Below are 15709 nucleotides of genomic sequence, written 5' to 3'. Positions count from 1 at the left end.
AATTAGTGATTTATGACTCTGTAATTTCAATAATACTTCTAATTCTCTTAGCAGGCACACCAGCATATACACTATCCTTGTTTGTATTTTTTAGTACTACTGCACCGGCTCCAATAATAGTATTTTCTCCTATTAATGACAAACCTGTTACAATAGTACTTCCCATTCCCACAAAGACTTTATTCTCAATCTTTATTGATGCTCCCACCCCACTAAGTGTGGAGATTAAACACGCTTTACCGATACTTGAATGATGTGCGATTACAACATTGGGACTTATAATGCAAAAATCGTCAATCTTTACTTTTGTCCAAATATACGCATTTGCTTGGATATAAACGCCATTACCAATATCTGCACTTGGACTAATAACAGCTGAAGGGTGTATAAGTGTAGGTGTTTTCCCACCTAATTGGGTGATATCCATCATAATGTTGTACCTAACAGAATTACTGCCAATTGCTACAATAAAATGTTTGTTTTGTATCTCATGGTCTACTAAACCGGAGAATTTCCCAATGACTTCAATCCCCATTACAAATTCACCTATTTTTTTTTCATCCTCATCATAAAATCCTTTAACTTTATAGCCTAATACTTCAGCAAGTTCACACATAGCTTCACCATATGTACCTGCTCCCACTATATAAACGTCTTTCCTTTGCATTATTATAAATCCCCTTTAAATTTCTCCATGGTTACTGTTTCGCTACTGTTAACACCTTCTCGTTTAAAAACTTTTAATATGGTTTTTATTATTATTTTACAATCCAATACAAAGGAAATGTTTTCTACATATTGAACATCGTAATCAAACTTTTCTTCCCAAGTTATCAAGTTACGACCATTAACTTGCGCTAGACCAGATAATCCCGGTCTTACATCGTGTCTACGCTTTTGACGTTCATTATAAAGAGGTAAGTATTCAATTAATAACGGTCTAGGTCCTATTACTGCCATATCGCCTTTTAATATATTAAAGAGTCCAGGCAATTCATCCAACGAGGTAGAACGCAATACCTTACCAAACTTCGTAAGTCTTACGTGATTTGGCAATAGTACTCCGTTTTCATCTTTTTCATCCGTCATTGATCTAAACTTATACATCGTGAAAATTTCTTCATTAAGTCCTGGTCTATCCTGCTTAAACAATACCGGTCCACCAAGTTTAACTCTAACAAGAATAGCAACTATCAGGAGAATTGGACTTAATACAATAATAGCGATTAAAGATAATATAAAATCCATTAATCTTTTTACATACTTTTTAAAGAAGCCATTCATTAATCTTTCCACAACCCCTTAATAACATTTATAACTCTATCTAAATCAGAATCCGTCATCTTCGTATCCGAAGGCAAACAAACCCCATTCTCAAACAACTTCTCCGACACACCTTCACCAACAAAGTCATACCTCTCAAAGAACGGCTGTAAATGCATCGGTTTCCATACAGGTCTAGATTCAATATTCTCAGCTTCTAATGCGTTAAAGATATCAATGGGTCTAACCTTACCAGTTAAAATCATTGAACTTAACCAATAGTTAGGCTCATCCCACATATTACTTGGCATGAACTCAACACCTTCTAAATCTCCTAGCCTTTTCTTATAGAAGTTGAAGATTTCGGTTTTCTTTTCTACTCGCTGATCTAACACTTTTAGTTGACCTCTACCGATCCCTGCTGAAACATTACTCATTCGATAATTGTAACCTAATTCGCTATGCTGATAATGTCTTGCTTGATCTCTAGACTGCGTAGCCCAAAATCTAGACTTTGCTATCATTTCTGTATTATTAGAAACCAACATCCCGCCACCTGAAGTCGTGATGATTTTATTTCCATTAAAAGAAAAGATACCATAATCGCCGAATGTACCAGTATGTTGGCCTTTATAGTATGTCCCTAATGACTCTGCAGCATCTTCTATCACTGCTACTCTATGCTTCTTACAGATTGCCATTATCTTATCCATATCAGCAGATAGCCCATAGAGATGCACCACGATAACTGCTTTCACTTCTGGATACTTTTTAATCGCTTCTTCTAATGCTTTTGAACATATATTCCACGTTGCATAGTCACTATCTATAAAGACAGGTGTTGCGTTTTGATAGATGATCGGATTTGCGGTGGCTGAGAATGTAAGCGTTGGACAAAAGACGATGTCTCCTTCTCCTACACCAGCTGCTTTGAGTGCTAAATGGATTGCCGCTGTTCCTGAAGATAAAGCCGCGGCATCTTTTGAACCGACTATTTCCGCTAATTCTGTTTCAAATTTATTCACGTTCTCGCCTAGTGGAGCAATCCAATTTGTATCAAACGCTTCTTTTACGTACTCCATTTCATAGCCTTCATCACTCATATGGGGTGATGATAAAAATATCTTGTTATATGTGATTGCCGATTTCATCTTTCAGACTTCCTCTCGTTGCTAAATTAGTTTTTTAGTGACTAGTACTTAATTAGAAATAGTTTTTCTAATTAACTACTAACTCACTAAATAGGAGTTAGTATGTTTATTGATACAACAACTGTAAAGAGGTAAGAGGCTCGTGGCCTCTTCCTTATAATGCTTCCGCTTCTCTCTTCGGCGCTTCCACAAACTTCCGATTAGCCAACCCAACAAGCGTCTCTTTCAACTCTTCATTACTCATACCAGGCAACTTATCGAGTACATAAAGCTGCTCCGTCTCCGATATCGGCGTAGCCTTCCCAATATAAATCTTCGGAAAGACATGCTCACTCTGTCGTTCATTTTCATTCAACAACTCTTCAAACAACTTCTCCCCCGGACGAATGCCTGAGTATTTGATTTCAATTTCATCTTCTTCATATCCAGAAAGCTTTATCAAGTTCTTCGCTAAATCGATAATCTTGACGGGCTCCCCCATATCGAGAACAAATACTTCGCCACCTTGTGCAAGCGTTCCTGCTTGAATGACTAGGCGTGATGCTTCGGGAATGGTCATGAAGTATCTTGTCATTTCTGGATCGGTAATGGTGATTGGGCCGCCTTTAGCAATTTGTTGCTTGAATAACGGGACTACACTGCCTCGAGAACCTAAGACGTTGCCGAAGCGTACCGCTGCGAATTTCGTTTCGCTGTCTTTTGCTAAATTTTGCACAATCATTTCAGCGAAGCGCTTTGTCGCACCCATGATGTTCGGTGGGTTGACGGCTTTGTCGGTCGATACGAGAACGAAGTGGGAAACGCCAAAGAATCTAGCCGCTTCTGCTACGTTTTTTGTACCGAAGATGTTATTTTTGACGGCTTCCATCGGGTTGCCTTCCATGAGCGGTACATGTTTATGTGCAGCCGCGTGATAGATGACATCTGGCTTGAGTTCGCTCATTAAGTCAAATATACGCGTACGATCTTGCACATCTGCGATAACTGGACATATTTCTGTTTTTCCTGAAACCTTTTGGCGCAGTTCCATGTCTATAGTATAGATAGAATTTTCACCATGACCGAGTAGTATCAATTTCTTTGGTCGGAACTCGACTACTTGTCTGCAAATTTCAGAACCTATCGAACCGCCTGCTCCAGTGATGAGGATGGTTTTACCCGTTAGTTTTTTTGCAATAGCCTGCATATCGAGCTGTACTTCATCACGCCCGAGTAGATCTTCGATTTTGACGTCACGCATGTCTTTTACGGATACTTTTCCTGTCATCAAATCTTCGATGCGTGGAATCGTTTGCGTTTTGACACCTGTGTCGATACAACGTTTCATTAACTCTGTCATTTGCTGTTTCCCCATAGAGGGAATGGCAATGACGATTTTATCTATGTAATGCATGTCCACTAATTGCTGGATGTTCTTCGTTCCTCTGTAGACACGCATGCCGTAAATATCCAAACCTTCTTTCATTTTATCATCATCTACGAACACAACCGGTTGCATGCCGTATTCAGGATTATGAAGTACTTGTCTCGCAATCATCGTGCCTGCTTGTCCAGCACCTACGATCATCGTGCGTTTCATATCAGTGTTTTTGTCTTTGATGACAACATCTCGTACAATGCGCCACGATAGCCTAGATCCACCTATGAGTAGAACGTGAAGCATCCACGTGATAGCCAATGCGCGAACATAGACATCTTGTGTGAGGGTGAATTGGACCACGATCACTGCGAGGATAGTGAATGTGACCGCTTTGACAATAGACTTTAACTCACCTATTGATGCATACGACCAAGCTTTTCGATACAGTCCGTAATACCACGCAAAGAAGTGGTGGGCAATTTGTATCGTAATGGCACTGATGAGCAACATTTTATTAAAGAGAACAGAAGTAACTGGATGAAGCATGAAGTATCCGATATAGATCGACAATAAGACAATAATAGAATCGGCTGCAATCAGCATGGTCATTCGTTTGCGTACAGTCAAAGGAGCTCCTCCTTTCAAGTTGTGTTTCCATTACATATTTACTAGTTACTTTAGAGTATGAACATCTACCATACTAACAACCTATCCAATTAAATTCCACCATTTTCTAGTAACTGGTATCTCCGGTTCATAGATGGTGAGTAATTTATTGTGAATGATTTGTTGATTATTTAGCAGCAACATATCGACCGTGTCTCGATCCACTTTCTTTTCAAGGACTTCTAATCCTTTGTTGAATAAGAATGGACGGTTATCTGTATTATGCGCATCCGATCCGTACGCATGGATCAAGTTCGCTTCTATTAGCTGAAGAGACAACTTCTGGACATTTTTACCAAAGTGACCTGCAAGACTACCTGCCGTTACTTGTGCCAACGCACCGTGACGTACTAGCCGCTCTAGTCGCTCAGGCTTCTCGGCTATACCTTTATTGCGTTCAGGGTGTGCAATGATCGGCACGACGCCTTCCTCAAGTAATGACTGGATGATTTGAACGGTGTATGCTGGGACGTTTTGAGTAGGTAGCTCGAGTAGTAAATAACGGGAGTTTGCTATAGTGAGTATGTCTTGATTCAATAGATTTGCGATGAGATGTTCGTGAATCCGTACTTCTTGACCTGTGGATAGGGTCAGGTTGATGTCTGCCGCTTTAATAACGTCCCCAATCATTCGAACTTGGCTTTCTACTTCTTTCACGGGTACGTGATATTGCGGGCTATAAGCATGCGGTGTGACGACTAGATGGGTAATTCCTTCTGACGCTGCCTCTTCTACCATGCGCATCGTCCCCTCCATTGTTTCCGGTCCGTCGTCGACACCGAACAATAGATGGCTATGTATATCAATCATGTATGTCCTCCTAGCACTTTACTTTATTCAAGAAAAGTGAAAAGGCACAGGGCCCTTTCACTCGTCGTTTCCATAATACTGATAGTAATAATGATCCTTCTGTAGTATGAAGTTATTTAAGATCGTTCCTAAAATGTTTGCTTGAGAAGAGACCAATGCCTCTTTCGCTTTCAGCACACTTTCTTTTTCCGTAGTGCCTGCATTTAGAACTAGTATCGTACCTTCTGCTTTATTTGACAAAATCTGCGCATCTGTCACAGATAAAACGGGTGGTGCATCAAAAATAATCATGTCATATTTTTCTTTAAGACTTTCTATGAGTACGTCCATTGTCTTCGAACCTAATAGTTCTGCTGGATTGGGCGGAATCGGTCCACTTGTGATAAGGTCGAGCCCTTCTATATCTGTCTGTTGGATAATATCTTCGAGCTCCCACTGACGCGTCAATAAGTTGGATAGTCCTGTCGCATTCATTCGGGAAAATGTATAATGCGTCGTCGGTTTTCGCATATCCGCGTCAACTAGGAGCACTTTCTTTCCTTCTTGCGCAAAGACGACAGCTGTGTTGGCTGATGCTGTGGACTTCCCTTCTCCTGGTGTGGCCGATGTAAAAAGAATAGATTTTAGATCATGATCCGGCATGGAGAAGTTGATATTCGTCCGTACGGTACGGAATTGCTCTGACACAACCGATTTCGGGCTCGTTTGCGTGACTAATTTACGCGCGACGGACTGTTTAGGCTGTTTCTTCTTATTAAATATGCGCTTTTTTGACATGTGCACTTGACCCTTTCTTTGAAGCATCGGTTGCGGTGTTGACTAGTTTGTCAGAGATTGGACTAACTAGCCCAAGCACCGGTAAACCGAGCAATTCTTCAATATCTTGTTCCGTTTTCACTGTTGTATCTAAGTATTCAAGTAAAAACGCGATTCCTACACCGATCATGAGTCCGATGACTGCTGCGATCGCTACGTTCAGCTCTTTATTCGGCTTCACAGGCTTCGGATTTTCCACGTAGACGGCTGGCGATAAAATGTTTACGTTATCGACTTTCATTAAATTGACGATTTCCTTCTGGAACACTTCCGCAGTGGTATTCGCAATATCAACTGCTTTATGTGCTTCCGGATCTTGTACAGTGACATTCACAACTTGCGAATTTTGCTCACTATTCACTGTGAGCTGAGCGTTTAGCGCTACCGGTGTTATGTCCAGGTCCAATTGTTCTATTACTTGTGATAAGATGACTGGACTTTTAATAATGACATTATATGTATTGATCAGTTGTAAGTTCGTTTGAATGTCTTGAGAATCAAATGCTTGTTGCTCCGTTTTTTGTTGATTGACTAGTATCTGTGTAGAAGCTTGATAGATAGGGGTTAAAAAGAAATAACTAACGATTGCCGCAATGACTGCTGCCGCTATCGTAATTCCTATAATTAGACCTAACCGTTTTTTTAACGTTGAAAATAACTCCTGTAAACTAATGGTTTCTTCCATAATATAATATTGCTCCTTTTCGGCAAACTTGAGTATAGTATAGCATATAAGCATGGTGAAAAATATCGAATTACCATTTAAAACTAGGTTTATTGTTTAAAAATGTTATACTAAGCGTATGAGAAAAGCCTTAGCATTTATTATCGTCCTATGTATTATTGGTAGTTTATTTGTTTCTTCAAGTCAAACGTATGAACAGCAATCCCTGATTCCTACATTAGAAAATCTATTAACGAACAAGCCATTTGAAACCACACTATCCGCTTTGTCCATACCTTACTGGAATACGACGATTTCTGTAGAAGAACGCGGGTATTATCACTTCGTGGAATTTCTATTACGTAAAAGCGCACACTTTGTATTGTTCGGACTACTTGCGGCTGGAATTTTCTTATCGCTGCCATCGCGCTTTCCTAGATTCTTGATTGCAAGCATCATTACATTACTACTTGCATGTATTGATGAAACTCATCAATATTTCACAGATGGACGGACCGCCACCATTCGCGACGTCATACTAGACATGTCCGGCGCCTTGACATTTTTGATCATTTTGCAAATCGTAGCATGGTTGCGGTCCATAAAAAAGAACGACTAGTTTAAAAGGAAATCCTTTTAGACTAGTCGTTTTTCCATTTACCTGCCCATCGCTTTACTCATTATGCTATCACGACGCGCCTTTTTTTGTGCAGCGTATTCATCGCGAATGCTTTGTGAATACGATTTATCATATCCATTGGCCTGCAGATCTTTTTCAAGCGAGCTAACCACTCCATTAAATACAGCATCCGTCTGTGCCTCTAGACTATTGGCAGCAGACATATATTTATTGTAGAAGTACCCGTAATCGATACTCTCACCGTTCGCTTTTTTCGTACTGTATTCATTTTTCGCACGGCTGATCAACGAGTTGATCTTGCCATCAACTTGTCCTTGTAGATTGTTGACGGTGGGCACGTATTTTTGTTTGATCGACGCTACAGAATCCTTTTTAGCTGGTTTTGCGGATCCAGCATTTCCTGTCGTAGGTTTCGTAACGGCAGGATCTTTTTTATCTGATTGATTGCCAGTAGAAGAGTTTTTGTCTGCTGTGTTGCCTGCGCTATCTTTAGCTGGTTGTTTTACACCGTCTGCTTGACTAGTAGATGCGCCTCCTCCTGCAGTACTAGAAGAAGTTGTTTTATCTTCTGTTGCAGTGGATGACGAGACACCCGCTGTCTGCTGACCGTCCGTTTTTTCACCATCAGCAGTAGCCGTTTGTTGATTCTTTTCATCACCACTTGCCTCTTCGCCATCGATTACAAGCTTGGTTCCATTAGGCAAGACAATATCATACGGGTTGTCTATGATCTCATCCACTTCTTCATCCGCCACTTCATACTCTTTGAATTGGAAAATGTATAAGAGATAGCCCCCGCCTACAACAACTAGTGCAAGAATTGCCAATAAAAATATTTTAAACTTTTTCTTCATAAATAATCTCCTTTACAAGTTAATCCTATGTGAATTTTAACAGATTTTGAGAATGTTTGATAGCAGAAGATTACAAAACTAGTATACATACAACAAAATAGTAAAAGCCTTCTCAATATTTCGAGAAGGCTTTGTACGTTACTCGTAGAAAGTTTAATTAGAATGTAAATTGATACGTGCTATTGAATGATTTAGAATCGATCGAGCCTTTTACATTCAGTGATACTGTTCTTCCTTTTAGAACTTCTAGCGTTGAATCACCTGTTAGACCTACTTTAGCTAACGCTTTGTTAAACACCTGATCAAAGTCTTGGCTATTGTCTATATCTGTCTCAGTGAACGTAATTTCTTGTCCACCGATCACGACTGAAATTGTAGCTGAGTTGATCACTGTGTTCTTTTTCATAGCATTAAATATTGGTTTTGCCACAACAGAGAAGTCATTTACTGTACTTGTAGGCTTTTTGAGTTCTACATTGAACGTACTACCACTAAATGAGATAACTACAGCATCTGATGAAGTATTGACCTTCGCCAGCTCAGCTTGAATGCTGTTCTGTAGTAACTGCTCTCCAGTTGGGTCTACCGGTGGCGTTGGCTTTTCTGGTTGCTCTGGATTAGGTGTTTCTGGTACTTCTGGTTGCTCTGGGTTAGGTATTTCCGGTTGTTCTGGTGTTTCTTCTTTAAGCGCAACTTCTGTACGTACGACGAAAGTTGCCATCTGTCCTCTTGTCACCAATCCATTAGGTGAGAACGTAGTCGGAGTTGTACCCGTAGTAATATCTAGGGCTAGTAATGCCGCTACATACCCTGCATACGCATCCGTTGGTTTTACATCTTTGAAACGATTAGCAGCTAATGCGCTCTCTTCCAAGTCGAAACCTAGTGTAAGAATTTTAGCCATTTGTGAACGAGTCAAGTTAGCGTTAGGCTTGTACGACTTCACGCCTTTTTCTTCATATCCTTTAATATAACCTGCTTGAGCTAACGCTGCGATTGGGCCATAATACGGTGTCCCTTTTTTCACATCGCTGAAACCAGGATCTTTGACATTGGTCGTATCCAAATTCAATACGTGAGCTAAGATCTTCGCAGCTTGCGCACGAGTTACCGAAGCGTTCGGACGATATGTACCGTCTTCATACCCTTTTACTACTCCACGACCAGCTAATTCTAGTACTGGCTCGTAGTAATGCACTCCCGGTTTAACGTCTTTAAAGCTTACTGCTGCATTCGTTACTGCCGGTACTGCTGCAACGAATGCTCCAGCAGCGACTGTTGTCGCGAGAGTAGCTTTAAACAATTTGTGAGATGCTTTTGAACTCTTTTTCATGTAATCTACCTCCAGTATAATTTGTTTGCTTCAGAACTAGTTTAGCATAATTTACTATCTTTTGAATCGTATAACTTTTCCTGAGGCGCTAGTAATCGTAAACTCGTTATTTGAAATTATATTTATTCGGCCTGTTCGTTGGTTTTCCAACAACCGCATGGTCATCTGGTCGCCCGAAATAGAATAGACTCCTTCTTCAGTCTGTCCATCTAAAATTACTTGGCTTGTGTAATTCTTATTAAATATCGCCAAGAAATTTATACCTATGTAATCACCTTTCCACGTACCAAGGATCATATCTTGTATATTTATACTTTCTATAGTGAAATCCATCTCTACACCATCAGTTAAACCTTTACCATTTCTCGATTTGATACGATCCGTAACATGAAGAGTGTAAGTTTTACCTTCTTCATAACCGTTTAATGGAGCGGATAGTAGTAATTCTGTTGAATTGCCAAGAGCGACACTAGGTGCTGTTGCTTGTATATTGCCTCTCTCATCTACTACATATACATTTTTACTGGTTACCGTTTCTTCGTCTATAGGAAGACTAAAAGTAACTTTCCACTCCTTATTTGACGGTACGGGGTTTTCTTTCGGTGGCCACAGGATAGCAGCAGAACTGATTATAGGGAGTGTCATAGTTAGCATGATTATTGAAATAATTGAAACAAATAACTTTCTAGTCAACCTCATTTTCATCTTCTACCTTTCTAGTTGTGGATGTAGGGAAAATTATTACCAAAAGAGGTATGCGACAACTTTCATATATAACAAGAAAACTGCGAGTTAGCTCCAAACCCTCTGGAATTGACTCGCAGTTTCTTTTGTATACTGTTCTTAAGTTTTCTTCTCAAAACCTTAAAGAATGACCAACACTTTGCATTAAACACATTCTAAATGGTCGTAAGATAAACCTATTTACTTAGCAGGTATCAAAATTGTTAATGTGCCAGTAACTGTTTCATTAGAAGAAGTATCTACTAATGTCGTTGCAATCGCCAATGATTCAGCTCCGTTAGCAATTTGTTGTAAGAATGAAATTGTTAATGGCGTATTCGGATTCAAGCCTGGGATTAAATCATTAGCTGAAAGTGTATTTACACCTTTATTTAGAATCACTTCTTTACTAACTCCTTTAAATTTCAAAGTTAGCATAGAATCAGTAGATGCTGTAACAGTAGCAACAGTTGCTGTAGCTTCAGGTTTCAATTCAGATAGATCTAGTTTAGCACTCGCTCCTTCAACAGCAGTGAAGTTAATTAGATCGTTTCCTACTTTGATTGTAGCTTCTTTAATAGCTAGTCCAACTGTTACTTGTTTTTGAGCATCTGCTATTTGATTCGCAGCCTGATCATATTCCCCACCAGCGAATCCAAGATCTTTCGCGAAAGCAAGGTTAGCTGTTGCTGTGTCAACATATTCTTGTTTCTTAGCAATGTCTGACTCATTTGCTACTTTTACGTTCAAGCCAGAGATGTCTGCTTTTACGAAACTAATATACGTTTTAACAGTGTCTGCCAAGGCGTTTTTATTTTCATCGCTAACAAGCGCTTTTTGAACATCAGTCAGTGTATCAAATGCTGCTTTTGTATCTACGACTTGCTCACCGTTCTCAAGAAGAGTGCTTTCACCTGGAAGGCTAGTAATTAGTGTCGAGACTTCTTCCGCTGCTGCTTTGTCTTCTACAGTTGGCTCAAGACTCGCTCCTGGCGTCTTAAATGTCCACTTATCATTCGCAAATGTTGCTTTTACTTCAGCTTCTCCATCTTTGAAAGTGAACTCAGTTACTTCTGCTGGCACTGTGAACTTGCCATTTTCAAATTTCACTTCGTTAGACAAACCTGAAACTTCTCCTGAAGCAATATATGATACTACTTGAACTACTACCCCAGTACCCTCTACTACTGTACCTTCATCGTTTGCGTCTTTCTTAACAGTAACGCTTGTGCCTTCAGCAATCTTAGCACTTACTGGTTTTTTAGAAACAATAGTAGATGCCGCATTAACATTTACAGGATTTGTGAGAACAGCATCATCCGCAACATTCAAAATTGTAAATTCGTCCAACGTCAGATTCTGAACTGTGACGCCTGCACCTACAGTTAAGGTAACTGGTGTATTAACAATAATGTTATCACTGCTTACATTCTGATTCCAAGTACCTGTCTCAGCTGCTGCAGCAAGTGCTTTTGCAAATGCTTGGGGAGCACTTGGTGAACCAATGTTGATCGTACCGGTAACTTTCGCTGAATTGTTAACAGTCGCATTCGGTGTATCCACAGTAAGGTCGCCATTTATAGTCCCAGCCAAGTTCAATTCTTGAAGAGTATCAGACACAATTACAACATCTTCTTCGGTAGTAAAGCTAGAATCAAATGTAATCGTAGTAACATCTGCCTCACCTAAAGCTATCTCCAAATCAGTAGTGTTAGTAACTGTTTGCTCGGCGTTATACTTTAAACCTGCAATAGCAGTTTCAAGATGTGTTATAGCAGTTGTTACTTGCTCCTCTGTAGCTTGTGCGTTATCTAAAACAGCACTCGCTTCATCAAATGCAGTCATGAATACATCAAATGACTCAGATGTATATTTTGCTTCATCCGCGCCGATTTGACCTACACTACCATGTAGATTTTCAAGCTCAGTTTTGTCTACATCTGAAGGTGGAGTAGTTGGATTCTTCAGCTCTTGAATTTTTCGTTCTAATGCAACTAAATCTGCATAACCGTCGATCTCATCAACAGTTGCTCCTAAGTCAATTGCCTCAGCAATTAGATTCTTAGCTGCTTCTACCTTCGGTTCAGCTGCAATCGCTTCATCCTTAGTAGTTACTTCACCAATAACTGGAAGCTTGGCAATCGCCGCTTCTGCTGCTTTAATAGCTGCTGTTAAAGCTGAAACGTTAACCGTCTCTTCAAATGTAGCCTGTGCTGTTACGAGAGCTTGCTTTGCAGCATTTACCTCTTCAACAGTTGCTGACTCGCTATCCACTACTGCTTGGGCATCTGCTATAGCTTCAGTAAATGAATCATAGCTAGCTTGTGGATATTCTCCTACTGCATCGCCTGGTACTGCTTCTTTTAATACTTCGCTTGCTACGTTAACAACTTGAATCAAATCTTCTTTTGCTGCATCCACTAGTTCTTTATTAGCTTTTAGTTCTTCAATTTTATTATAAACATTAAAGAATTTCGTATAATCTTCGAGTACCAAGTTTGGCTCTCCACCAAGTTCAACAATAGCATCAACTAGTTCAGCTGCTGCATTCACTGCGTCTTGATCTGCAAGAGTCACATCATCAACAGATGGAAGTTCAGCTATCGCTGCGTCAGCTTTTTGAACAGCTGCATCGAGTGCAATGCTTCGTTCAAGCGCACTAATTTTCTCTTTTTCTACATTCACAAGCTCTTGTAAAGCCGCTTTAATCGTTTCATCTTTAATCGCTGATACTGAACCTTGAGTAGAAGTCAACTTGATGTTGGCATTCATAAGTGTATCTTCTGTTAAGTTTTCAGTAGCCGCTTGTAATGAATTAACGAATGAAGCTGCAATTACAATATTGTTTGCTGCATCCAAGTTAGCTTGTAATTCATTTTTCGCTTCTCCCGAAGAAAGTTCTTGAATCGCATTTGTCGCTTTTGTAAACGCAGACTGCGCTTCCAAACGAGCCTCACGATCAGTGACTAGTTTCTTAGCTTTTTCTGCAGAATCTACAAGTGCTTCATATGTTTGTGTTGCTTCTGTTGCCTCTGTTAACTTTTGTGCCGTTTCTTTCAAGTCAGCAATTTTTGCTTCAGCTACCTCTAATGCATTCAAGTTCGTAACGAAAGCCTGTTGTGCTTTAGTCAATTCACCGAAAGCTGCACGTGCCGCCTCTACTGCTGCTTCATCTTCAAGTGTCAACTCATCTAATGTAGGCAACGCATCGATTGCGTTTACTACTGGAGCAGCAGCAAGTTTAGCTTCATTCAGCTCGCCAATCTTCGCTTCTGCTTCTTCAAGCTTCCATACATTCAAGAAGTCTTCAACTTTTGCGCCTAATTCGATCGCTAGGTCATACTTTGTACGTGCTGCTTCCACATCTTCTTCATCAGCAAGTGTGATGTTTTTCGCGATTGGCAAGTTAGTCAAAGCTACTTTGGCAGCTTGGATTGCTTTATTCTTATCGGATAACTCTTCTTTAAGCGTTTCAATTTGCGCACGTGCCGCTTGTAGGTGATCAAGGTTTACGATAGCCTTGTCAGTCGCCCCTACTAGTTTCGCTGCTTCTACTTTCGCTTCTGCAGCAGCTACTTTGGCTTCGTCTTCAAGTGTTAAGTTCTTCGGGTTGCCAATCAAGCTGATTTGGCTGATGGCTTCGGCAATAGCTGCATCAAGAATTTCCTTCTTCAAATCCGCAATCTTCGTTTCAGCTGCCTCTAATGTTGCCAAGCCTTTAATAGTTGCTGAAGAATCTTTTGCTAGTGCTGCATCTACTGCTTCACGTGCTGCATTTACAGTCGCTTCATCGTCAAGTGTAATTTCAGCAGGAAGTTCAGCAATTGCTGCTTCTGCTACTTCTACTGCAGCTTGTACAGACTCCAGACCCGCAACAATAGTTATAGCCGTTTGTACAAAATCATTAAAATGTGCAAATTCTGCATCTGTCATGCCCAGCGTTTTTGCAATTTCCAGGTTATTTTCCGCACGATTTACAAGCGCTCTCTTTGCATCAAGAGTATCGGCATTATTAATAGCCGTGATAATGCCATTCGCTTCTGCTTGTGTGAATAATTTGAAATTATTAACCGTGGAAGTAAGCTTTGACTTCGCATCTGCACTAATAAGTTCTTTCACATCATCAGAGAGTTCATTATAAGCTTTTTGAACAGTCAAAACTTTTTGTCCTTCGTCTAGAAGATCCCTATCTTCAGGAAGACCACCAATCAACGTTTCAACCACGTCAGCCGCTTCTTCATTTGGATTCGTATATGTGAATTTATCGTTTGTAAATGTAAGATTCTTCCCGGAAACTATGTACTCTGTCCCCGTGTCAAATTGACTACCTTCAGATAGTGAAAAAACAGCAGTTTTATCGTCCTCGTTAAAAGATGTAAATTCTGCTGTTAATATTAGGTCCCCGGCTTTGAAATCGATTGTCTTATCAGTTAGATCAGACTCTTTAACTTCAGCATTACTAGGAAAAGATACAGTAACAGATGTTTCGTTAATCGCACTTACCGATTTCACAGCAACAACTGGAGTTGTCTTCTCACCAATAACAACATCCTCACCAGTAACTATATCAGTGAATGTTCCTTCAATATCGCCTTCGTTGTATTCGACAGCAGTATCATTGAATGGCTTTCCAGCATCTGCAATAGCAGCTAGTGTAGTGATTTTCTCAAGTCCTTGCGCTTTTAAAAGCACTTGAACATTTGCTGAACCATACTTGGTAAGGAGTATACCTCTTTCAATCTGAGTTAGATTGGACCAAACTTCAAATGTGTAATATGCACCTTTTTCATCTGCCTCAGAAAAATAAAGTCCACTTTTTGCTTCATCGTTTGTAGCGGCAAAACCTGGTGTTGGTGCAAATATTGCTGGAACAGCAACTGTTGCAGCAAGGACTGCAAATGGTAATTTTCTTTTCATTTTTTAAACCTCCATTTTAAAAAACAATTAATTCAAATCAATCTATACTTACTACTTCAAAGTTTTCATTTACGTCTGCACCAGTATCGATAATCTTTCCCGTTTCAAAATCCTTAAATTGTCCTGGAAGATCGTTTAACTGGTAATTTGTACTCGCTTCTAAAAACGGTTTTCCACTCTGAGCGATTTTTTCCAGAGACGTTATTTTATTCAAAGGTTGTAGATATGGCTTAATATTTGATTGTCCATACTTAACAATTAACAGTCCTCTTTGAGTTGATGTTAAATTGCTCCAAGTGGGAAAGCTATAATATTCTCCAGTTGAAGTTGTACTGACAAAATAAATACCTGACTCTATTTTAGTATCTGCAGCATGTGTTATAACAGTAGATGTGAAAAGTAACGAACCTGCTAAACCAACACTAAATAGTAATGAGGCTATTTTTTTCTTCATAATCAGTTCACTCATTCCTAAAATAAGAAGCTAGCCTAAGGAAAAACCCTAGTTCCTC

At 39.8% G+C, this 15709-nt stretch carries 13 protein-coding genes; 1 reads left to right on the top strand and 12 read right to left on the bottom strand.

Going from position 1 to position 15709, the window contains the following annotated elements; all coding sequences use genetic code 11:
* Nucleotides 1–10 precede the first annotated feature (10 nt).
* From CSV80_RS15935 to CSV80_RS15905, 7 genes are all read right to left on the bottom strand, one after another.
* Nucleotides 11–667: a NeuD/PglB/VioB family sugar acetyltransferase gene (locus CSV80_RS15935; protein ID WP_099671663.1), complete on the bottom strand. Its 657-nt coding sequence runs from the start codon at nucleotides 665–667 to the stop codon at nucleotides 11–13.
* A 2-nt stretch (nucleotides 668–669) separates the two neighbouring features.
* Nucleotides 670–1284 (bottom strand): sugar transferase, encoded by a 615-nt coding sequence (locus CSV80_RS15930; RefSeq protein ID WP_099671662.1) that lies wholly within the window; start codon nucleotides 1282–1284, stop codon nucleotides 670–672.
* Nucleotides 1284–2414: a DegT/DnrJ/EryC1/StrS family aminotransferase gene (locus tag CSV80_RS15925; protein ID WP_099671661.1), complete on the bottom strand. Its 1131-nt coding sequence runs from the start codon at nucleotides 2412–2414 to the stop codon at nucleotides 1284–1286. Before CSV80_RS15925 ends, CSV80_RS15930 begins: the two co-directional genes overlap by 1 nt.
* A gap of 154 nt (nucleotides 2415–2568) precedes the next feature.
* Nucleotides 2569–4401: a polysaccharide biosynthesis protein gene (locus CSV80_RS15920; RefSeq protein WP_099671660.1), complete on the bottom strand. Its 1833-nt coding sequence runs from the start codon at nucleotides 4399–4401 to the stop codon at nucleotides 2569–2571.
* A gap of 81 nt (nucleotides 4402–4482) precedes the next feature.
* Nucleotides 4483–5250, bottom strand: a complete 768-nt coding sequence (locus CSV80_RS15915; RefSeq protein ID WP_099671659.1) for a tyrosine-protein phosphatase — start codon at nucleotides 5248–5250, stop codon at nucleotides 4483–4485.
* A 57-nt stretch (nucleotides 5251–5307) separates the two neighbouring features.
* A complete protein-coding gene (locus tag CSV80_RS15910) occupies nucleotides 5308–6027 on the bottom strand; it encodes a CpsD/CapB family tyrosine-protein kinase (protein WP_158231931.1) in 720 nt (239 codons plus the stop codon).
* On the bottom strand, nucleotides 6005–6751 hold the full coding sequence (locus tag CSV80_RS15905) for a YveK family protein (protein WP_099671658.1): 747 nt from the start codon (nucleotides 6749–6751) through the stop codon (nucleotides 6005–6007). Before CSV80_RS15905 ends, CSV80_RS15910 begins: the two co-directional genes overlap by 23 nt.
* A 118-nt stretch (nucleotides 6752–6869) precedes the next feature.
* On the opposite strand from CSV80_RS15905, the gene CSV80_RS15900 reads away from it, so the two are divergent.
* Nucleotides 6870–7349 (top strand): VanZ family protein, encoded by a 480-nt coding sequence (locus CSV80_RS15900; RefSeq protein WP_099671657.1) that lies wholly within the window; start codon nucleotides 6870–6872, stop codon nucleotides 7347–7349.
* A 38-nt stretch (nucleotides 7350–7387) separates the two neighbouring features.
* Here CSV80_RS15900 and CSV80_RS15895 read toward each other — a convergent pair whose 3' ends face one another.
* The 5 genes from CSV80_RS15895 to CSV80_RS15875 form a co-directional block, all read right to left on the bottom strand.
* On the bottom strand, nucleotides 7388–8224 hold the full coding sequence (locus CSV80_RS15895; protein WP_099671656.1) for a hypothetical protein: 837 nt from the start codon (nucleotides 8222–8224) through the stop codon (nucleotides 7388–7390).
* A 157-nt stretch (nucleotides 8225–8381) separates the two neighbouring features.
* Complete coding sequence (locus CSV80_RS15890; RefSeq protein ID WP_099671655.1) at nucleotides 8382–9557, bottom strand: S-layer homology domain-containing protein; 1176 nt, start codon at nucleotides 9555–9557, stop codon at nucleotides 8382–8384.
* A gap of 54 nt (nucleotides 9558–9611) precedes the next feature.
* Nucleotides 9612–10256: an Ig-like domain-containing domain gene (locus CSV80_RS15885; RefSeq protein WP_099671654.1), complete on the bottom strand. Its 645-nt coding sequence runs from the start codon at nucleotides 10254–10256 to the stop codon at nucleotides 9612–9614.
* 225 nt (nucleotides 10257–10481) lie between these two features.
* The gene (locus tag CSV80_RS15880) at nucleotides 10482–15197 is read right to left on the bottom strand and encodes a coiled-coil domain-containing protein (RefSeq protein ID WP_099671653.1); all 4716 of its coding nucleotides are present in this window, start codon (nucleotides 15195–15197) and stop codon (nucleotides 10482–10484) included.
* Nucleotides 15198–15234: 37 nt separating this feature from the next.
* On the bottom strand, nucleotides 15235–15666 hold the full coding sequence (locus CSV80_RS15875; protein ID WP_143560509.1) for a hypothetical protein: 432 nt from the start codon (nucleotides 15664–15666) through the stop codon (nucleotides 15235–15237).
* Nucleotides 15667–15709: the final 43 nt, after the last annotated feature.

Origin of the sequence: Sporosarcina sp. P12(2017) (assembly GCF_002743035.1) — a bacterium.
GTDB classification, from domain to species: domain Bacteria; phylum Bacillota; class Bacilli; order Bacillales_A; family Planococcaceae; genus Sporosarcina; species Sporosarcina ureae.
This window is presented reverse-complemented; position numbering and strand designations above follow the sequence as displayed.